19 protein-coding genes are annotated in these 18969 nt (G+C 67.1%); 8 read left to right on the forward strand and 11 right to left on the reverse strand.

Translation table 11 applies throughout. From position 1 onward, the window contains the following. Window positions 1–5 precede the first annotated feature (5 nt). A complete protein-coding gene (locus tag JZ792_RS23285; protein ID WP_216913302.1) occupies window positions 6–1196 on the forward strand; it encodes an acetyl-CoA C-acetyltransferase in 1191 nt (396 codons plus the stop codon). Between the two features lie 195 nt (window positions 1197–1391). On the opposite strand, the gene JZ792_RS23290 is transcribed toward JZ792_RS23285, so the two are convergent. Beyond that, entirely contained in the window at window positions 1392–2216 is an 825-nt protein-coding gene (locus JZ792_RS23290) for a helix-turn-helix transcriptional regulator (RefSeq protein ID WP_216913304.1), read from the reverse strand. A gap of 102 nt (window positions 2217–2318) precedes the next feature. Between JZ792_RS23290 and JZ792_RS23295 the strand changes: the two genes are divergently transcribed. Next, window positions 2319–3074, forward strand: a complete 756-nt coding sequence (locus JZ792_RS23295; RefSeq protein ID WP_216913306.1) for an SDR family NAD(P)-dependent oxidoreductase — start codon at window positions 2319–2321, stop codon at window positions 3072–3074. 18 nt (window positions 3075–3092) lie between these two features. On the opposite strand, the gene JZ792_RS23300 is transcribed toward JZ792_RS23295, so the two are convergent. The 4 genes from JZ792_RS23300 to JZ792_RS23315 are packed head-to-tail and all read right to left on the reverse strand — an operon-like array spanning window position 3093 to window position 6592. Next, complete coding sequence (locus tag JZ792_RS23300; protein WP_216913308.1) at window positions 3093–4175, reverse strand: NAD(P)H-dependent flavin oxidoreductase; 1083 nt, start codon at window positions 4173–4175, stop codon at window positions 3093–3095. Beyond that, window positions 4172–4936: a CoA-transferase subunit beta gene (locus JZ792_RS23305; RefSeq protein WP_216913310.1), complete on the reverse strand. Its 765-nt coding sequence runs from the start codon at window positions 4934–4936 to the stop codon at window positions 4172–4174. Before JZ792_RS23305 ends, JZ792_RS23300 begins: the two co-directional genes overlap by 4 nt. After that, window positions 4937–5818 (reverse strand): CoA transferase subunit A, encoded by an 882-nt coding sequence (locus JZ792_RS23310; RefSeq protein WP_216913312.1) that lies wholly within the window; start codon window positions 5816–5818, stop codon window positions 4937–4939. Between the two features lie 9 nt (window positions 5819–5827). Further along, on the reverse strand, window positions 5828–6592 hold the full coding sequence (locus JZ792_RS23315) for an enoyl-CoA hydratase family protein (RefSeq protein ID WP_216913315.1): 765 nt from the start codon (window positions 6590–6592) through the stop codon (window positions 5828–5830). Window positions 6593–6676: 84 nt separating this feature from the next. On the opposite strand from JZ792_RS23315, the gene JZ792_RS23320 reads away from it, so the two are divergent. The 5 genes from JZ792_RS23320 (at window position 6677) to JZ792_RS23340 (ending at window position 11167) form a co-directional block, all read left to right on the forward strand. Continuing rightward, on the forward strand, window positions 6677–7480 hold the full coding sequence (locus JZ792_RS23320) for an SDR family oxidoreductase (protein ID WP_216913317.1): 804 nt from the start codon (window positions 6677–6679) through the stop codon (window positions 7478–7480). A gap of 32 nt (window positions 7481–7512) precedes the next feature. Further along, a complete protein-coding gene (locus tag JZ792_RS23325) occupies window positions 7513–8424 on the forward strand; it encodes an SDR family oxidoreductase (RefSeq protein ID WP_216913320.1) in 912 nt (303 codons plus the stop codon). A gap of 199 nt (window positions 8425–8623) precedes the next feature. Further along, the gene (locus tag JZ792_RS23330) at window positions 8624–9622 is read left to right on the forward strand and encodes a TrbL/VirB6 family protein (RefSeq protein ID WP_216913322.1); all 999 of its coding nucleotides are present in this window, start codon (window positions 8624–8626) and stop codon (window positions 9620–9622) included. 10 nt (window positions 9623–9632) lie between these two features. Next, the gene (locus tag JZ792_RS23335; RefSeq protein WP_109525171.1) at window positions 9633–10148 is read left to right on the forward strand and encodes an ImmA/IrrE family metallo-endopeptidase; all 516 of its coding nucleotides are present in this window, start codon (window positions 9633–9635) and stop codon (window positions 10146–10148) included. Then, window positions 10145–11167 carry a hypothetical protein gene (locus JZ792_RS23340; protein ID WP_216913324.1) on the forward strand — a complete coding sequence of 341 codons (1023 nt, stop codon included), beginning with the start codon at window positions 10145–10147 and terminating at the stop codon, window positions 11165–11167. Before JZ792_RS23335 ends, JZ792_RS23340 begins: the two co-directional genes overlap by 4 nt. 555 nt (window positions 11168–11722) lie before the next feature. Here JZ792_RS23340 and JZ792_RS23345 read toward each other — a convergent pair. Further along, entirely contained in the window at window positions 11723–12139 is a 417-nt protein-coding gene (locus JZ792_RS23345; protein WP_011207048.1) for a helix-turn-helix domain-containing protein, read from the reverse strand. A 360-nt stretch (window positions 12140–12499) separates the two neighbouring features. Continuing rightward, window positions 12500–13663, reverse strand: a complete 1164-nt coding sequence (locus tag JZ792_RS23350; RefSeq protein WP_109525173.1) for a steroid 3-ketoacyl-CoA thiolase — start codon at window positions 13661–13663, stop codon at window positions 12500–12502. Window positions 13664–13793: 130 nt separating this feature from the next. On the opposite strand from JZ792_RS23350, the gene JZ792_RS23355 reads away from it, so the two are divergent. Beyond that, window positions 13794–15089, forward strand: a complete 1296-nt coding sequence (locus tag JZ792_RS23355) for a cytochrome P450 (protein ID WP_438804365.1) — start codon at window positions 13794–13796, stop codon at window positions 15087–15089. A gap of 74 nt (window positions 15090–15163) precedes the next feature. Here the strand turns inward: JZ792_RS23355 and JZ792_RS23360 are convergent, their stop codons facing one another. The 4 genes from JZ792_RS23360 to JZ792_RS23375 are packed head-to-tail and all read right to left on the reverse strand — an operon-like array spanning window position 15164 to window position 18787. After that, window positions 15164–15577 (reverse strand): nuclear transport factor 2 family protein, encoded by a 414-nt coding sequence (locus JZ792_RS23360; RefSeq protein ID WP_216913327.1) that lies wholly within the window; start codon window positions 15575–15577, stop codon window positions 15164–15166. Beyond that, window positions 15574–16740 carry a thiolase family protein gene (locus tag JZ792_RS23365; protein WP_216913330.1) on the reverse strand — a complete coding sequence of 389 codons (1167 nt, stop codon included), beginning with the start codon at window positions 16738–16740 and terminating at the stop codon, window positions 15574–15576. Before JZ792_RS23365 ends, JZ792_RS23360 begins: the two co-directional genes overlap by 4 nt. Then, window positions 16737–17777, reverse strand: a complete 1041-nt coding sequence (locus JZ792_RS23370) for a thiolase family protein (protein WP_216913333.1) — start codon at window positions 17775–17777, stop codon at window positions 16737–16739. Before JZ792_RS23370 ends, JZ792_RS23365 begins: the two co-directional genes overlap by 4 nt. Before the next feature lie 17 nt (window positions 17778–17794). Beyond that, window positions 17795–18787, reverse strand: coding sequence for a Zn-ribbon domain-containing OB-fold protein (locus tag JZ792_RS23375; protein ID WP_254190206.1), 993 nt, complete (start codon window positions 18785–18787; stop codon window positions 17795–17797). Window positions 18788–18969 lie beyond the last annotated feature (182 nt).

Consider the following 18969-nt stretch of genomic DNA (forward strand, 5'->3'; position numbering starts at 1 on the left):
ATTCCATGTCTGCACCATCCGCCCGTCGGCCCTACGCCCCGCTCCGGGACGCCTACGTGATCGACGCCGTGCGCACCCCGGTCGGCAAGCGCAACGGCGCGCTCGCCGAGGTGCACCCGGCCGATCTCGGTGCCGCCGCGCTGCGTGGTCTGCTCGACCGCAATCCGGTCGACCCGAAATTCGTCGACGACGTCATCGTCGGCTGCGTCGACAATGTCGGACCGCAGGCGGGCAATATCGGGCGCACCGCGTGGCTTGCCGCCGGATTCCCCGAAGAGGTGCCCGGCGTCACGGTGGACCGCCAGTGCGGATCCTCGCAGCAGGCCATCAATTTCGGCGCGCAGGCCATCATGAGCGGCACCGCCGAGGTGATCGTCGCGGGCGGCGTGCAGAACATGAGCCGGATCCCGATCTCCGCGGCCATGCTGGCGGGCAAGGAATACGGTTTCGATTCGCCGTTCGTCGGCTCCGAGGGCTGGGATCACCGGTACGGCACCGAGGAGGTGTCCCAGTTCCGCGGCGCGCAGTTGATCGCCGAGAAGTGGGGGATCAGCCGCGAGGATATGGAGCGCTGGGCGCTGCGCAGCCACGAGCGCGCCCGCGACGCCATCAAGAACGGCCGTTTCGACAACGAGATCGTGCCGGTCGGCGAATTCTCGATCGACCAGGGCCCGCGCGAGACGACCCTGGAGAAGATGGCCTCGCTGCCCGCGCTCGCCGAGGGCAGTCCGCTCACCGCCGCCGTGGCCAGCCAGATCTCCGACGGCGCCAGCGCCACCCTGCTCGCCTCGGAATGGGCCGTCCAGGAATACGGACTCACACCGCGCGCGCGAATCCACCACGTCAGCGCGCGCGGCGCCGACCCGATCTTCATGCTGACCGCCCCGATCCCGGCCACCAAATGGGCGCTGGAGAAGACCGGTCTCACCATCGATGATATCGACGTCGTCGAGATCAACGAGGCATTCGCACCCGTGGTGCTCGCCTGGTTGAAGGAGACCGGCGCCGACCCGGACAAGGTGAACGTCAACGGTGGCGCGATCGCCCTCGGTCACCCCCTCGGCGCGACCGGCGCGAAACTGTTCGCCACCCTGCTCAACGAACTCGAGCGGGTCAACGGCCGCTACGGTCTGCTCACCATCTGCGAGGGTGGCGGCACCGCCAATGCGACCATCATCGAGCGCCTGGATCACTGATTCAGCGACCGTGGTGGCGCGGTGTGCCGCGCCACCACGGTTATCTGCTCATCGCCGAACTCGGCAGAACCTGTCCGCGTCCGCGCGGTGTTCCGCGCCCCGGCCGCCGGGACGCGTCCACGCCCATCGCGCGTCGACTTCCTGCGGCGCGGCTTTCAGATATCCGTGGCGCCCACGGTGCTACGCCGTCCGCGTTCATCGCGTCGCCGACAACGCCCGAAATACCTCGGCGGTCGGCGAATTCGGCGTGGCGCAGTACACGATCATGCGCTGATCGGTATCGCTGATATGCAGTACCTGACATTCGAATTCCAACGCCCCGAGTTCGGGATGGGCGACCTGCTTGCGGTGCGTGCGCCGGATCTCGACCTCGTGGTCGTGCCACATCGCCGCGAATCTCGGTGCGGTGCCGAGTAATTCGGTGACCAGCGCGGCGAGGGCGGGGTGGCCGGGGTAGCGGGCGTAGGCGGCGCGCAGGTCGGCGACCGTCGAACGGGCGAAGGCGACGGTGTCCTCGTCGGACCATCGGGGATGATCGGCCGCCGTGCGGAACGTCCAGCGCACGATATTGCGTTCGGCGTCGGGGACGGTGGCCAGATCGCCGATGAACGGTATCGCCGCACGATTCCAGGCGAGCACCTCGTAGGTCGCGTCCACGACGTAGGCGGGTGTCTCGGTCATGGTGTCCAGGATGATCCGGATCGATTCCGGCACCGTACGATTCGGTCCCACCACCGGCGGTGGATGGTGACCGGCGACGCGCAGCAGGTAGTCGCGTTCGTCCACGGTGAGCAGCAGTGCCCGCGACAGTGCCGCCAGCACCTGCTGCGACGGCCGCGGGCCCCTGGATTGCTCGAGCCGGATGTAGTACTCGACCGAGATACCGGCGAGCTGGGCGACTTCCTGACGTCGTAGGCCGGGAGTGCGCCGCTGCCCGTTCTCGGGCAACCCCACGTCGCCGGGACGCAGGCGGGCGCGACGCGCTTTCAGGAATGCCGCGAGTTCCCCTTTGTCGGTCACCGATCCAGTGTCGAGGATCCGGGTGGTCGCGGGGGAGGTACAAGCGGTACCACTTTCGGCCGAGCCTCCCGGGCGCTCGGCCGCGGTGGAAATCTCGCAGCCATGACGACCATCGCATTGATCACCGGCGCCAACAAGGGAATCGGATTCGAAACAGCCGGGCAGCTCGCCGCGACCGGGACAACCGTCCTGGTCGGCGCGCGCGACGCCGACCGAGGCAAGAACGCGGCGGCGGCGCTGTCCGAGGCCGGAGCCGATGCCCGTTTCATCCCACTCGACGTCACCGACGCCGACTCGATCGCCCGCGCCACCGCCGATATCGACGCCGAATTCGGCAAACTCGACATCCTGGTCAACAACGCGGGAATCGCGGGCAGGCTCGACGGCGACGGCAAACCGTCCTCCACCGCGCTGAGCACCCTGCGCGAGGTGTTCGAGACCAATGTCTTCGGCATCGTCGCCCTCACCAATGCCGTGCTGCCGCTGCTGCGCCGGTCCGAGGCGGCCCGCATCGTGAACGTATCCAGCGAGGTCGGCTCGTTCGCGATGACGATGGACGAGGGCAGCCCCATGTGGCCGATGGCCGCGATCGCCTACCCCACCTCGAAGACCGCGCTGACCATGATCACGGCGATGTACGCCAAGGAACTGTGGAACACGCCGATCAAGGTCAACGCGGCCAACCCCGGCTACTGCGCGACCGACCTGAACGGCAACACCGGATTCCGCACCGCCGCGCAGGGAGCCGAGGTGGTCGCGCGCCTGGCGACCCTGCCCGCCGACGGCCCCACGGGCACCCTGTGGGGCTACCGCTGGGGCGCGACCGGCGAGGACGAGTACGGCATCCTGCCCTGGTGAGAGCGACGCCGTCAGGTATCAGGCGGACGCGGCGGTTCCCGCTTTCAGCGCACCTATCGCATCGATCCGCGCCGCCGCGTCGGTGACGATGCGATCGATCAATTCCCGGCAGGTGGGCAGGTCATCGATGATGCCGGTGACCTGTCCGGCCGCGAGCACTCCCGCGTGCGTGTCGCCCTCGACCAGTCCGGCGCGCAGCAGCATCGGGGTATTCGCGGCCATGACCACCTGGGACCAGGTCAGGTCCTTCTGTTTGCGCATGGCGAGGCCGTCGCGGACCAGGGTCGACCATTTCATGCCGGTCATGCCCTTGAAGCGGGCGGCGTTGGCGACGGCCGCGCCGAGTCCGCGCCAGCGGCCGGAATGTTCGAGGCGTTGCACCAGTTCGGTGTTGAGCACCCGGTGCGGCATGCCGTCGACCTTCAGCGAGACGACGGTGTCCTGCAATTGCCTGCTCAGGTACTCCTGTTTGACCGCGTCGGGCACCGTGCTCTCCTGGGTGAGCAGGAAACGGGTGCCCATGGCGACGCCCGCGGCTCCGTAGGCGAGCGCGGCGGCCAGGCCGCGGCCGTCGAAGAAACCGCCCGCGGCGACCACGGGGATGTCGACGGCGTCGAGGACCGAGGGCAGCAGCAGGGTGGTCGCGACCGGGCCGGTGTGTCCGCCGCCCTCGCCGCCCTGCACGATCACCGCGTCCGCGCCCCACGAGGCCACCTTGACCGCGTGCTTGGCCGCGCCGATCGACGGAATCACCACGACGCCCGCGTCTTTGAGTTTCGCGATCAGATCCTGCTTGGGTGCGAGCGCGAACGAGGCGACCGCCACCTTCTCCCGGATGAGCAGATCGATCCGCTCGGGCGCGTCGGTGGCATCGGCGCGGATGTTCACGCCGAAGGGTTTGTCGGTGTGCGCCTTGGTTTTCGCGACGGCGGCTTCGAGTTCGGCGAAGGTCATGGTGGCGGAGGCGAGGATGCCGAGTCCGCCCGCGTTCGAGGTCGCCGAGACCAGGCTCGGGCCCGCCACCCAGCCCATGCCGGTCTGCACGACCGGATGTTCGATGCCGACGAGTTCGGTCAACGGGGTCCGGATCGCGGGTGTCATGCCGGAACCTCGGATTCGCGAACCTTCTCGGGATCGAGCACATCCCGGATCAGACGCAGTTCTTCGGCGGTGGGCCGTCTCGACTCGCCCGCCTCGGCCAGTCCGGCGATCTCGAAGGAGGTGTTCTCCGCGACCTCGTCTGCGGTGACCCCGGGGTGCAGGCTGCGGGCCCGCATGGTGTGATCCGGCCCCTCGAAATCGAAGACGCCCAGGTTGGTCACCACCCGGTGCAGGTGGTGGAAACGGAAGGCCGGATTGTCCGGGTCGATCTTGTCGTAGCCGACGCCGCTGACGATATCGACCGTCTCCACGAACGTCCGCTTGTTGTGGCGCGAAATCCAGTAACTGGTGGCGTGATTGAGAGTGTTGCCCGGTGCTCCGCGCACACCGAACATCTGCCGGGTCGGCTGCTGCAACGGCCCGAACGCGGACAGGTTCTGGTTGCCGTGGCGGTCCACCTGGTTGGCGCCCATCACCACGTGACGACGGCCCGAGGCCACCACGTCGAAAACCTTGCGGAACGGGATCCAGCCCTCGATGGGGGATTTTCCGCCGATCGGGGGAGTCTCGGCGAACAGCAGCGCCTCGCCGTCGGAGAGCAGCAGATCCGGTTCGGTGGTCAGTTTGGCCAGGCGTGCGCCGAGGATGGACATCGGCGACATCGGGGATGCCATGATCTCGCCCGCGCCCTCGAAGATCTCGGCGCACGCGACCGCGCAGATCTCGGCGCGGGTGACGGTGTCGGTGGATATCTCGGACATTCACGCCTCCTTGGTGGCGAACGCGCGGACGGCGGCCTGGTACTCGTCTTCGGAGACCGACAGGTAGGTGTCGACGAACTGCTGCCAGCCCTCCGGCGTCTTGGCCGACTCCACGTAGTGGCGCTGGAATTTCTCGTCTCGCCTGTAGTCGTCGCCCGCCAGGGTGAAGTGCGCGCCGCCGGGCGCCTCGACGACACCGTCGACCATCATGCGATTGAGCAGCAACGACGGCAGCGGAACGGATTTCACCAGTTCCTCGGTCTCCACCACGCGTTCCACCGACAGGTAGCGGCGCTGCGCGGCGAGGCAGTACAGGTCGTCGAAATAGGGGTCGACGCCGGTGTAGGCGGCATTGCCGTGTTTGTCGCCGATATTCAGGTGCACCAGCGCCGCGTCCAGATTCAGCGCGGGCATGGCGGTGAGCGTCTCGGGCTTGCCGTTCTCGCCGGGATAGGGCGAGGTGACCGTGCGCAATTCGCCGTCCCAGAAGTTGAACACGTCCGAGCCGAGACCCGCCCGGATCGGCAGGAAGGGCAGGCGCGCGGCGGCCGCCTCCAGCCCGCATTTCAGCATGCCCTCGTCCATCTCGCGGGCCTCCAGCGCACCGGAGGTGCGTGCCTTCGCGAACCACGGGTCGTAGAACGGCGCCGAATCGAGGGAGACGAATCCGTAGTACGCCTTGCGCACCTTGCCCGCCGAGCAGAGCAGTCCGAGATCGGGGCCGCCGTAGCTCACCACGGTCAGGTCGGTGATGTCCGAGCGCAGGATGGCTCGGACCAGCGCCATCGGCTTGCGCCGGGAACCCCAGCCGCCGATGCCGATGGTCATGCCGCTGCGCAGTTCGCCGACGACCTCGTCGAGCGACATTCGCTTGTCTCGCATGGTGTGTGCCTACTCCCCGCTCTTACGTGCGGCCAGATCGTCGTCGAATCGGGCCCTGATCTCGTCGGCGACGCCCGCCAGATTCAATTCGAAGGTGAAACCCTGCTCGTATCGGTAGCTGCGGTGCACGTCCTGGGTGTCGATCCCGTTCAGCGCCCGCTTGGCGGCGCGGATCACCCGGCCGTCCTTGGCCGCGATGTTCTCGGCGACCTTCAACGCCGCCGCGTCGAGTTCGGCGCGCGGCACCACCTGGTACACCGAGCCGTGGTGATGCAGCTGCTGCGCGGTGATGGTGCTCGCGGTGAAGAACAGCGCCCGCATCAGATGCTGGGGCACCAGCCGCGACAGGTGGGTGGCCGCGCCGAGCGCGCCGCGGTCGACTTCGGGAAGTCCGAAAGTGGCGTCGTCCGAGGCGATCACGACATCGGCGTTGCCGACCAGGCCGATGCCGCCGCCGAGGCAGAAACCCTGCACCGCCGCGATCACCGGGACCGGGCAGTCGTAGACGGCGGCGAAGGCCTCGAAGCAGCCCTGGTTGGCGTCGATGAGCGCCTGATGACCCGGTTTGCTCTGGATCTCCTTGATGTCGACACCCGCGTTGAACCCGCGATTCTCCGCGCGCAGCACCACGACCTTGGTCTTCTGGTCGCGCCCCGCTTCGCGGACCTCGTCGGCGATGGCGAACCAGCCGTCCGTCGGTATGGCGTTGACGGGCGGATAGTCGACCGTGACCACGGCGATGCCGGTCGATTCGGAGTGACGGTTGATCCCCATCGGATGTCCTTCGTTGTCCCGGGCCTTCGGTGTCCACTGTCGGCGCCATTGGCAAAGCAAGCAGTTGCTTGGTAGGTTAGCACGGTGGCACTCGAAATCGATCTGGCCGGACGCGTTGTCCTCGTGACCGGCGGTGTGCGCGGAGTCGGCGCCGGTATCAGCCGGGTATTCCTCGAAGCGGGCGCCACCGTGGTGGCCTGCGCCCGGCGTCCGGCCGACCGACCCGTCGCCTTCGGCGCGCGCGAGATCGACTACCTGCCCTGCGATGTGCGCGACGCCGACGCGGTGTGCGGCCTGGTCGACGCCATCGTCGCCAGACACGGCAGGCTCGACCACGTGGTGAACAACGCGGGCGGCGCGCCGTTCGCGCCGTCGGCCACGGCGAGCAAGAATTTCAACACCAAGATCGTCGAGCTGAATCTGATGGCGCCGCTGCTGGTTTCGCAGGCCGCCTACGGGGTCATGCGCGATCAGCCCGAAGGCGGTTCGATCGTGATGATCTCCAGCGTCAGCGGTCACCGGGCCTCGCCCGGCACCGCGGCCTACGGTGCGGCGAAGGCCGGAATGGACAGCCTGACCCAATCCCTCTCGGTCGAATGGGCGCCGCTGGTACGGGTGAACTCGCTGATCGTCGGCATGGTCGAAACCGAACTCAGCGAATTGCACTACGGCGACCGCGACGGCATCGACGCCGTCAGCGAGACCATTCCGCTCCGCCGGATGGCCACCCCGGAGGATATCGGCCGGTGCGCGGCCTTCCTGGCCTCGCCGCTCGCCGCCTACGTCAGCGGCGCGACACTGCTCGTGCACGGCGGTGGTGAACGGCCCGCCTTCCTCGCCGCGTCCACCGCCGAGGTCGGCGCCGTGTCCACCCCCGAAAAGGCCTGAGAAGTATCCGGATACGAAAGAGGACAACAGGTATGGACGAGCAGATCTGCGCCGGGCGCACCGTGATCGTCACCGGGGCGGGTCGCGGCATCGGCCGCGCGCACGCGCTGGCCTTCGCCGCGGCGGGCGCCAATGTGGTCGTCAACGACATCGGCTCGACCCTGGACGGCGCGGCGACCGACGAGACGCCCGCCCAGCAGGTCGTCGGCGAGATCGAGGCACTGGGTGGCCGGGCCGTCGCCAACGGTGACGACGTCGCGGACTGGGAGGGTGCGCGGGCCCTGGTGCGTCAGGCCGTCGACACCTTCGGCGGGCTCGACGTGCTGGTCAACAATGCCGGGTTCGTCCGGGACCGGATGCTGGTCAACCTCGGCGAGGACGAATGGGACGCGGTGGTGCGCGTCCACCTCAAGGGCCATTTCGCCACGATGCGGCACGCCGCCGAATACTGGCGCGGCGAATCGAAGGCGGGCAGGCCCGTCGACGCCCGCATCGTCAACACCAGTTCCGGCGCCGGATTGCAGGGCAGTGTCGGTCAGGGCAACTACGGCGCGGCCAAGGCGGGCATCGCCGGTCTGACCCTGACCGCCGCCGCCGAGTTCGGCCGCTACGGCGTCACCGTCAACGCTATCGCCCCCTCGGCGCGCACCAGGATGACCGAAACCGTTTTCGCCCAGATGATGGCCGCGCCGGAGGACGGCGGTTTCGACGCCATGGCCCCGGACAACATCTCCCCGCTGGTTGTCTGGCTCGGCAGCGCGCAATCGGCCTCGGTGACCGGCCGGATTTTCGAGATCGAAGGCGGCAAGGTCGCACTCGCCGACGGCTGGCGCCACGGCATCGCGGTGGATCGCGGCGCGCGTTGGGCGCCAGCCGAACTCGGCCCGGTGGTAGCCGACCTGATTGCCAAGGGAGTGCCGCCGGAGCCCGTGTACGGCGCCTGAGCACGACAACCACGACGGTCCCCGGTGATGTTCGCATCGCCGGGGACCGTCGTCGTTTTCACGCGGAAGTGAAGTGCGGTGGGCGGTCTCGTGCGCACGGCAGGTGGCCGGGGTTTACTATGAGCGCCTATCCACGAAACCCGGAGGGTGTGGCGACCGGGGAGATCTGCGCTCGAACGATGAGGGGAAAGGCCGGCGCATGGCTATTGGTCGCACGATACGGGTGGCGATGGTTGCCGGGACGGTTGCCGGTATTGCGCTACTCGGTCCGGTGGCGGCCGTCGCCCAGCCGGGAAGCGGCAGCGCGGATTCCAGCGCGAGCGCGGGGGAGAGCGCACCCGTCGCCGAGCCCGCCGAGGACTGGCAGCCACTGACCATTCCCGGACAGTCACCAGACGACTCCGAACCGACTCCGATTGCCTCGTCGGTGAATCCGGTCGGCACCCACGGTGCCGCTGGTTCAGCGGCCGTCGGCTCGAGCGGAATATTCCTCGGGTCCGGATCGGCGGGACTCGCGGCCATTCTCGGAACAGGTTCCGCCGGAATCGGTTCGGTGCTCGGTGCCGGTTCGGGCGGTGTCGTACTCGGTACCGGTTCAGCCGCCGCAGGTACCGGATCTGCTCTCGGTACCGGGTCCGCCGCGCTCGGCACCGGTTCCGCCGCAGTCGGTTCCGCGGGCATCGGCACCGGCTCAGCCGCAGTCGGCTCGGCCGCGACGGGTTCGACGGCGGTCGGTTCGGCGGCGACGGGTTCGGCCGCGACGGGTTCGGCCCTCACCGGCTCGGCCGCCGTCGGCTCGGCGACGCCGCTGCTCCTGCTGCTCATTCCACTGCCGACGCCGTCGATCCCCCCGGTACCACTTGCCATTCCGCCGGTACAGATCCCCCCGGTACCGCAACCTTTCTCGGCACTTTCCGTCGTCGCACTACCGGCCCCCGCGGAGATACCACCGGACCCGCCGCAACCAGCCGCTCCACCGGCGTCGTCCATCCGGATCCCGGCGGGCCTCGATCCCGATGTGCGCCCGACCAGTTCGGCAGACGGGCTGCCGACGCCGAATATCCTCTCCGTGGTCGGCGGGCTGCTCGCCCTCGGGCTCGCGGGAGTCGGTTCCGGCGCGGTCAGCTTCCAGGGCGCTGCCGCGGCCCAGGCCCGCGTCGATGCCGCGCGCGCCGAATTCTTCGGACCGAGATCGTGAGGAGGGGCAGATGAGTGAGAGCAGGACACGCAGCGGTTCCCGGTCGCACCGCAGGGTGGCGGCGGCGGTCGACGCCGTCTGCGCGGTGGCCGCCGATTCCGATGCCACCACCCTCGACGAGGTGGTCGCGTCGATCGCGGACGAGCGGCGGCGCGAGATCGAGATCGCGAGTGCGCGATTGGGGCCGGGGGTCTGCGGGCAGCGCCGGTTCTATCCCGACCGGGACGTGATCGTCCTCGCCACCGCGCTGCCCGCCCGCGAGCACACGCTCGCCCACGAATTGGGCCATATCGTCTTCGATCACGAGGGCGTGCCCGCCTCCGAGGTGGTGCTGGAGGCCAGTGACGATCTCATCGCCTACATGCTGAGTCAGCGTGCGCACCAGCGGATCGTGGACGACGGCGCCGACGAACTCGCCGAATGGGAGGCGGAGACCTTCGCCGCCATGCTGATGACGCGGCTGCGGGTATTCAACAGCCGGGGCGCGGGCGTCTCGGTCCTCCGATTCGACGAGGCACTCGGATGACACTGTGGTCGACAGCCCTGCTGGTCTGGATCGCCGCAGGCGCCCGGGTGGGACGGGTCATGGTGAAACCCGCGACGACGGCACGGGTCGCGATCGTCGTCGCTGTCGCCTCGGTCGCGCTCGCCGCCACCGTCGCGGTTCCCGAAATCGCCCTCGCCGTCGATAATCTCCTTCCGCGTGGACTCGCCTCCGGTGCGCTGTCGGACGGTGTCGTCGTCGCCGCGTGGCAGCTCTTCGCGATCGCCACATCGGTGGTCGCGGCGGCGGCCTGGCCGGTGGTGTCGCGGGTGAATCTGCGGCGCGTCGCCACCTGTATATACGGGGTCGGCGCTGTCACGGTGACGCTCACGCTGTTCTGGTCGTTCACGTTCGGTTGGCTGGTCACCGCGCTCGCCAGCGCTTTCGTCGTCGTCACCGGTGTCCGGAATCTGGATTGGACCACGCTGGGGCGAGGTATCGCGATCTACACGAGCGGCGCCGCGCTCGTCGCGGCGCTGTCGGCGGCGCAGATCCGCCGTGCCGTCACCGACGCGCCCCGTGCGTCGCCCGGCCAACCGGATTGGGGCTGGCCGCTATTCGCCGTCGCCGCCCTGCTCGTCGCATTCGGTGCGATATGGATCGTGGTCGAGTTGTGGCTGCGGGCCCGGCTGCTACTGCGGCGGATCGGACCGCTGCACCGGACCATGATCGAACGCTTCCCGGAGGTGATCGCGCACGGTCGGCCCGGTACTTCCGCCCAGCTGACGGCATCCGATCAGGTGGCCCAGATCATGGACGCGCTCTACCTACAGTCCGGCGGCGGTGTCGAGTCGGTCGCGGCGGGAGTGCCGCCGCGCTCGATTCCCGAGCGTGCGGCGCGTGTCGCGGAGTGGGCGCGTAACCCTTTGGGTGACATCGTGATCGACGCGCGGTGGATCGCCCCGCCCGATGGGGTCAGCGCACGGGGGTGGGTCCGGGCGATCGCCCGATCCTTCCGGTCGGCCGATCGCGTCGGCGCGCGCAATTCCGTATACCGCTAGTACGGTATTCGGAGCATGGCCGAACACGGGAAGTCCGGGGCCGCACCGAGTTCGAACAACCACATGGACAGAATCCGGATGAGTGTTTTGCCGTCGCTGATTACTAAAGTCCCTAATCGGGCGAAACGTACAGCCGCTACGGCGTCGGCGTATTCTCGACCGGCACCGCGCATTAAGGATCACGGGCAAGGTGTTCGGGGCGCGGGGAGTTCGTGGCATCACTCGATTCCTGCCCCGACTCTCGGGGTCTTGCGAAATGCGCGGCCAAGCCCGGTGATCAACAGTAGAGTGGGGTGCGTTGTCGAATTCGTTTGCAAGGTAGGATGTGCGTACGTTTGGTTGTGCGCGAGAATTGCGTAGCGGCAGCGCAAATGCGGGCCCGGCCATGATGATCGGCCGAACCCGCATTCCATGCAACACTTGCCGGGAACCCTCGGTCCGAAGACCTCGGGAGCCCGGCATCACGCCCGGAACCTCCGGAGCGCGCGACCGCCGAACCGCAACGTCACGGGCACTTTTCAGAGCACACGAAGTTCCGGATCGGCGAGAACGCGCCTATTCGGTACCGTCAGGCGGGATTTCGGGCAAGCCTTCGCTCGCTCGAAGCTTCTCCGCCATCGAGGTGAGGAGGTTCTGTGATTCTTCGGACAAATCGAACGCCCTGCTCGACAGCCGCCGCAGTCCATAGCCTTGCAGCTGGGACAACAGTTCCAGATCATGATCGATCTTGGCGGCATAGATGTCGTTGAAGAAGTAGTCCGGTTTGACCTTGAAGAACTTGGCCAGTGCAGCCACCGTTTCATCCGATGGATTCGTCCGTTGTCCCGACCGCAACTGTGAGAGATACGGTTTCGAGATCGGATGCCCGGAGGCTGTCAGTGCAGCCGCCACCTCTGCGTTGGTGTGCGGCTTGCGCCCCGGGGGATGCACGGTTTCGAACAGCTTGTTCAGCCGCGCCGCGAAATCAGCCATTGTGAGCCGCCCAATTCCCTTCGCTGTACTAACAGTCGTTATCTCGGATACGTATCATTGATATTAGCGGCTCAGTAACTGAAAACCTACGCCTGATTCAGGATTTCCTTGAAGCTTCCAGGTGTCGCTCCGGTGAAGTCACTGCGACCGACGCGTTTGCGGGTCACCCCAACGTCTCTTGTGAAGGCGTGGTACGGCCCGGTTCTAGCCCGTTGAGAAGGTCTTCCCCAACCGGTCGATGATAGCGAAAGAATAGCTGACATCTCATCTACTTGCGTGAACTGGGCTTTGTGTGGCGTACGACACGTTTTGGGGGATTTAAGATGAACGTTCAACTATTTCGGGGAATTGGGGCGATTCCTACAGCCGTTCGATGATCGTTCCTGTCGCCAATGCGCCACCGGCGCACATGAGCACCATCGCTGTACTGCGGCCCGTTCGCTCCAGCTCGTGCAAAGCCGTTGTGATCAAACGGGATCCGGTCGAGCCGACGGGATGCCCGATCGCGATCGCGCCACCGTTGACATTAACCCGATCGATGTCCGGGTTGTGGACGGAGACCCAGGAAAGAGCCACCGATGCGAATGCCTCGTTGATCTCGAACAGATCAATATCGTCGATTTTCATCCCGGAACGTTCCAGAAGGCGGGTGCACGCTTGAACCGGACCGTCCAGGTGGAACTCGGGCTCCGCGCCGACCACGACCTGGGTGAGGATGCGGGCACGGGGGCGCAAACCCTCTCGCTGCGCCACCTTTTCGTCCATCAGCAGTACCGCGGCCGCGCCGTCGGAGATCTGGGACGACGTTCCCGCCGTGTGGATCCCGCCCTCGAGGACCGGTTTCAGGGTCGAAAGGGCCTCGACGGAGGTGAGGCGCAAGCCCTGATCCCGGGTGACGTCCACCTTCTCGCCGGTCGGCGTGCCCTGCTTGTCGACGACGGGTGCGGTGACCGTCAGCACCTCGCGGTCGAAACGGCCCTCCGACCACGCCTGGGCGGCGAGGCGCTGCGACCGCACGCCGAATTCGTCGACGTCGGCGCGGGTGATGCCGCGCCGCTTGGCGATACGTTCGGCCGCCTCGAACTGGTTGGGCAGGTCGATATTCCACGACGCCGGCCTGCGCTGGCCCGCGTTCTCGCCGAGATTGGCGCCGAGCGGGACCCGGCTCATCGCCTCGACGCCGCAGGCCATGCCGATCTCGATGGCGTCGGCGGCGATGAGACCCGCGATCAGGTGGTTGGCCTGCTGTGCCGAACCGCATTGCGTATCGATGGTCGTCGCGGCGGTCTGCCACGGCAGTCCCGCGTGCAGCCACGCGACCCGGGCGATGTTATTGGACTGCTCGCCCGCCTGGGTGACGCAGCCGCCGATGACCTGCTCGACCAGAGCCGGATCCAGGTGCGCCTTGTCCAGCAGTCCGCGCTGGGCGAGACCGAGAAGTTCGGCGGCGTGCAGGCCGGCGAGCTGTCCGCCGCGCTTGCCGATCGGGGTGCGAGCGGCCTCGACGATCACGGGTGTGCCCATGTCCAACCTTTCGTAAGGTCCAAGAAACTGAAACGTGTGCCAGGTATCCGGCCAGGTCTTCTTTACTAGTCCGTCCGCCTGTGCTGCAATGATTGTAGAACGTGTTTCAGTTTGTCGAAGGAGACATCTGGTGGTTGACACTGGGAACGCCCAGCCGCTGGCGACTGCCGGCAAGTCGCTCGAAACAGCTCCGAATGTGCCGGAGGGGTTCGACGTCACCGACCCGGCCATCTACGCCGAGCGGGTTCCGGTAGAGGAATACGCCGAACTGCGTCGAACCGCGCCCGTCTGGTGGAATCCCAAGTCCCCGACCACCGGCGGCTTCCAGGACGAGGGCTTCTGGGTGGTCAGCAAGCACGCCGACGTCAAAGAGGTGTCGCGGCGCAGCGATGTGTTCTCCAGCTACGAGAACACCGCGATCCCGCGTTTCAACGACGAGATCACCCGCGAACAGATCGAACTCCAGCGCTTCGTCCTGCTCAACAAGGACGCGCCGGAGCACACCAAACTCCGCAAGATCATCTCCCGTGGCTTCACCCCGCGCGCCATCAACAGCCTGCGCGAGGAGCTGACGGCGCGCGCCGAATCCATCGTGAAGGCGGCGGCCGAATCGGGCGCGGGCGATTTCGTCACTCAGGTCGCGTGCGAACTGCCCCTCCAGGCCATCGCCGAGCTGATCGGCATCCCGCAGGAAGACCGCATGAAGGTCTTCACCTGGTCCAACGACATGACCAGCTACGACGACCCCGAGAGCGACGCCGATCCGGTGACCGCCTCGGCGGAGGTGCTCGGCTACGCCTATCAGATGGCGGCCGCGCGCAAGGCCGAGCCCGCAGACGACCTGGTCACCACGCTGATCGAGGCCGATATCGACGGCGACAAACTCAGCGAAGAGGAATTCGGCTTCTTCGTGATCATGCTCGCCGTCGCGGGCAACGAGACGACGCGCAACGCCATCACCCACGGTATGAACGCGTTCATCGACAACCCGGATCAGTGGGAACTGTTCAAGAAGGAACGCCCCGCCACCGCCGCCGACGAGATCGTCCGGTGGGCGACCCCGGTCACCTCCTTCCAGCGCACCGCGCTGGAGGACACCGAACTCGGCGGCGTACAGATCAAGAAGGGCGACCGGGTGGTCATGCTCTACCGGTCGGCGAATTTCGACGAGGACGTCTTCGAGAATCCGGAGAAGTTCGACATCACCCGTAAGGACAACGTGCACCTCGGCTTCGGCGGCACCGGCGCGCATTTCTGCATCGGCGCGAACCTGGCGCGGCTCGAGATCGATTTGATCTTCAACGCCATCGCCGATCACCTGCCCGACATCACCAAGGTCGGCGCTCCGAAGCGGCTGCGTTCCGGCTGGCTCAACGGCATCAAGGAATTCCCGGTGAACTACGGGACCGGTTCGGTCGCGCACTGACACTCGCGAGCAAAGGGCCCCGAACCGGAATCCGGTTCGGGGCCCTTTCGCTGCCGGAGGGGAAGGCAGCGGACTCAGTCGACGGGTTTCGTCGTGCTCATCGCGCGGTCGACTTCCCAGAACGCGCGCAGGGCGGCGATCCTGCCCGCGTCGTCGACCTTGTAGGTGAACACGCCTTCCGCGTCGATCTGATGCCCACCGATACGGGTGCGGATGGTGCCGGTGAAGGCCACCTCCGACCCGCAGGCGAACGAGTCATCGAAGAGGAATTCGATGGAATCGGTTTTCGCGATCGCCAGATCCCAGAATGCCGCGATGGCCTCGGCACCGCGATGGCCTTTACCCTCCGGGTCGAAACCCGAAGGCCCGACGGGATCTTCGACGATCCCGTCGGCGGCGAACAGCGCCACCCAGGCCGCCTTGTCCTTGGCGCGCACCGCGGCCTGCGAGGCCCGCCCTGCCACCCTGGCCGGGTGCTCCGCGCTCATCGGCGTTCCGACCCGACGACCCACATCGAGAAGTACTGCGAACCGCCGCCGTAGGCGTGACCGAGTGCCTTGCGCGCACCGGCGACCTGGTAGTCACCCGCCTTACCCATGACCTGCTTGGCGGCCTCGGCGAACCGGATCATGCCCGAGGCGCCGATGGGATTGGAGGAGAGCACGCCGCCCGACGGATTCACCGGGATCCGTCCGCCGATCTCGGTCTCACCCTTGTCGGTCAGCTTCCAGCCGTCACCGGGGGCGGCGAAACCCAGATTCTCCAGCCACATCGGTTCGAACCAGGAGAACGGGACGTAGATCTCGGCGGCGTCGATCTCCTCGAGCGGATCGGTGATACCGGCCGCTTCCCACAGCGCGGCCGCGGCATCACGGCCGGCCTGCGGACTGACCTGATCGCGTCCGGCGAAGGTCGTCGGTTCGGTGCGCATCGCGGTGGCGTGAATCCAGGCGACCTTCTGGCCGGTGGCTTCGATCGCGGTCGCGGATTCCTCGTCGCCGATCACCACGGCGCACGCGCCGTCGGAGGAGGGGCAGGTCTCGTCGAAACGGATGGGATCCCACAGCATCTGCGAGGCCAGCACCGAATCCAGGGTGATGTCGGCCTGCTGGAGGTGGGCGAGCGGATTCTTCGCGCCGTTGCGCCGATCCTTCACCGCGACCATCGCGCCGATATGGCTCGGCGCGTTCGACCGGCGAATATAGGAACGGACGTGCGGCGCGAAATATCCGCCCGCGCCCGCTCCGACCGGCATGGTGAACGGCACCGGAATCGAGAGCGCCCACATGGCATTCGATTCGGACTGCTTCTCCCAGGAGACCGCGAGCACCTTCTTGTGCACACCCGCCTGCACCAGATTGGCGGCGACCACGCCTGTCGAACCACCGACCGATCCGGCGGTGTGCACGCGCAGCAGCGGTTTACCCGTCGCGCCGAGCGCGTCGGCCATGAACAGTTCGGGCATCATGACGCCCTCGAAGAAGTCCGGCGCTTTACCGACGACGACCGCGTCGATATCGGCCATGGTGAGACCGGAATCGAGAAGGGCGCGATCGATGGCCTCGCGGCACAGGCCCGCCATCGATACATCAGTTCGTTTCGTCACGTGATGCGTTTGTCCGGTGCCGAGCACGGCGGCGGGAAAGCTCATCGGGTCGCCTCCGAATCGAGAACGGTCACGAGGTTCTGTTGCAGTGCCGCGCCGCTGGTCGCATGGGCGAGCGCGCGGTTGGCGGTGCCCGCGATGATCGCCTCGGCGGCGAAGCCGATGCGCTCCAGCCCCGCGGCGAACATCGGGTTGGCCGCGAGCGCGCCACCGGACGGGTTCACTGTCGTCTCTGGTTTCAGGCCGATCGCCTCGGTCAGGATGAGCTGTTGATGACTGTAGGGCGCGTGCAATTCGGCGATATCGAAACCGCTGGTGTCACCGCCGGTGACCTGCTGTGCCGCAGCGGAGGTCGAAGGCGAGACGGTCAGATCCCGTGCGCCGAGCACCGGACTGTCGACGCGGTGCGCCATTCCGGTGATCCAGGCCGGACGCTCACAGAGTTCGCGGGCCCTGTCGCCGACCGCGAGCACGATCGCCGCCGCACCGTCGGTGATCGGCGCGACATCGTGGGCGCGCAGTGGATCGGCCACATACGGTGTGGCGAGCAGACTTTCGATATCGGCGTCGGAACCCGCGGCGACCGCGGCCATATCCCGTTCGGTCCAGCGTCCCGCATCGATGCCGGCGCGGGCCTGAAGTCCGGCGATGGACACCGAATCCGGCCACAGCGGGGCCACCACATACGGGTCCAGTTGCATCGTCAGGATCTGACGCAAGGTGCCCGCGGAGGACTTGCCGAAGCCGTAGACCAGCGCCGTGGTGGCCTGTCCCGACTTCAATTTCACGAACGCCTCGTACAGCGCCCAAGCCGCGTCCATCTCCACGTGCGATTCGTTGATCGGCGGCACCGCGCCGATCGAATCGATCGCGGAGATGAACGAAAAGGCGCGCCCGGCAAGGAAATCCGAGGAGCCCGAGCACCAGAAGTCGATATCGGTCTTGGTGATGCCCAGACGGGTGTAGAGCTGCTGGAAACAGGGCACCAGCATCTCGACACCGTTGGTGGTGCCGTAGGTTTCCGGCACGTGCGGCGCGTGGGCGAAGCCCACGACCGCGATGTCGGTGGAACGCTCATTCATGATGGGGACAGCGCCTCTCAGAGGTGATGCTTGTAAGTGTCGTAGTCGGCATCGGGCTCGCCGGTCGGTTCGAAGTGGTCGACGTTCTCCAGGCCGAAACCCCACTCCTCGCGCGGTCGCCACACCGCCTTGACCCGCATACCCATGCGGACCTCGCTCGCGTCGCAGCCGAGCACCAGGTGCAACACCGGGATATCGGCTCCGTCGAGCAGTACGTACGCGGCCACGTACGGTGGTTTGATGCGCTGTCCGAGGAACGGCACGTTCACGATGCAGTACGTGGTGACGGTGCCGTGATCGGAGAGTTCGATGAAATCGTTGGTCGGCAGCCCGTTGGTCGGGTTCGCGCCGCGCGGCGGGAAGTACACCTTGCCCTCGGCGTCGGTGCGGGCCCCGATGAGTTTGCCCTCGGCGAGTCCGCGCAGGTAGACGCTCTCCTGGGGCGAAGCCGTGTGCTTGTAGTCGAGATCGACCGGGGTGGTGAGCATCGTGACCGGTTCGGCATCGGTATCGGAATCCGGTGTGGCGGTCGAGGTTTCACCCGGTTCGAAGCAGACGATATCCCTGATGCTGCCCTCGGTCCGCTCGGCCCACCTGGCCCGCACACGCAGTCCGGTGACGATATCCTCCGGCGAGGCCACATCGACGGCGTGCAGCAGCGCCGAATCCGCGCCGTCCAGCTTGATCAGCGCCCACGCGAACGGGCGGTCGAACGGCTGTCCCGGCAGGGTGTCGCGCACCCAGGTCCAGGACTGGACGGTGCCCACATCGGCGACGTCGACGAATTCGGTCAGCGGTTCGGCCGTCACCGGATCGTATTCCGACGGCGGCACGAGCACCCGCCCATCCGAACCGCGCACACCGACGACCCTGCGGGCACGCAAACCGGTGAGAAACGCGCCGATGGTCGGACCGACCGACCGTGTGTAGTCGAAGCGCACCCGCAGGGGAGCACTGAGCACATCGGTGCTGATCCCCGGGTCGCTCTGCTCCAGCTGGCTGGCGTTCAATTCCGACCCTTTCTGGTATTTGGCGGCCCGGGGGCCGCGGGGTTCGCGGCCCTCTTTGTCTCGCGTCCGAGCGGTCGATACTCGCGACTGCGTCGCATTGTCTCGACCGCTCGGACGCGAGACGGCCGCGAACGGTCGCTCGTAAGACTCGCTCCGTGGGGGGCGAGGTGGGGGTGGACGGT

It is taken from the genome of Nocardia noduli (genome assembly GCF_019038455.1).
Taxonomy (GTDB): Bacteria; Actinomycetota; Actinomycetes; order Mycobacteriales; family Mycobacteriaceae; genus Nocardia; species Nocardia noduli.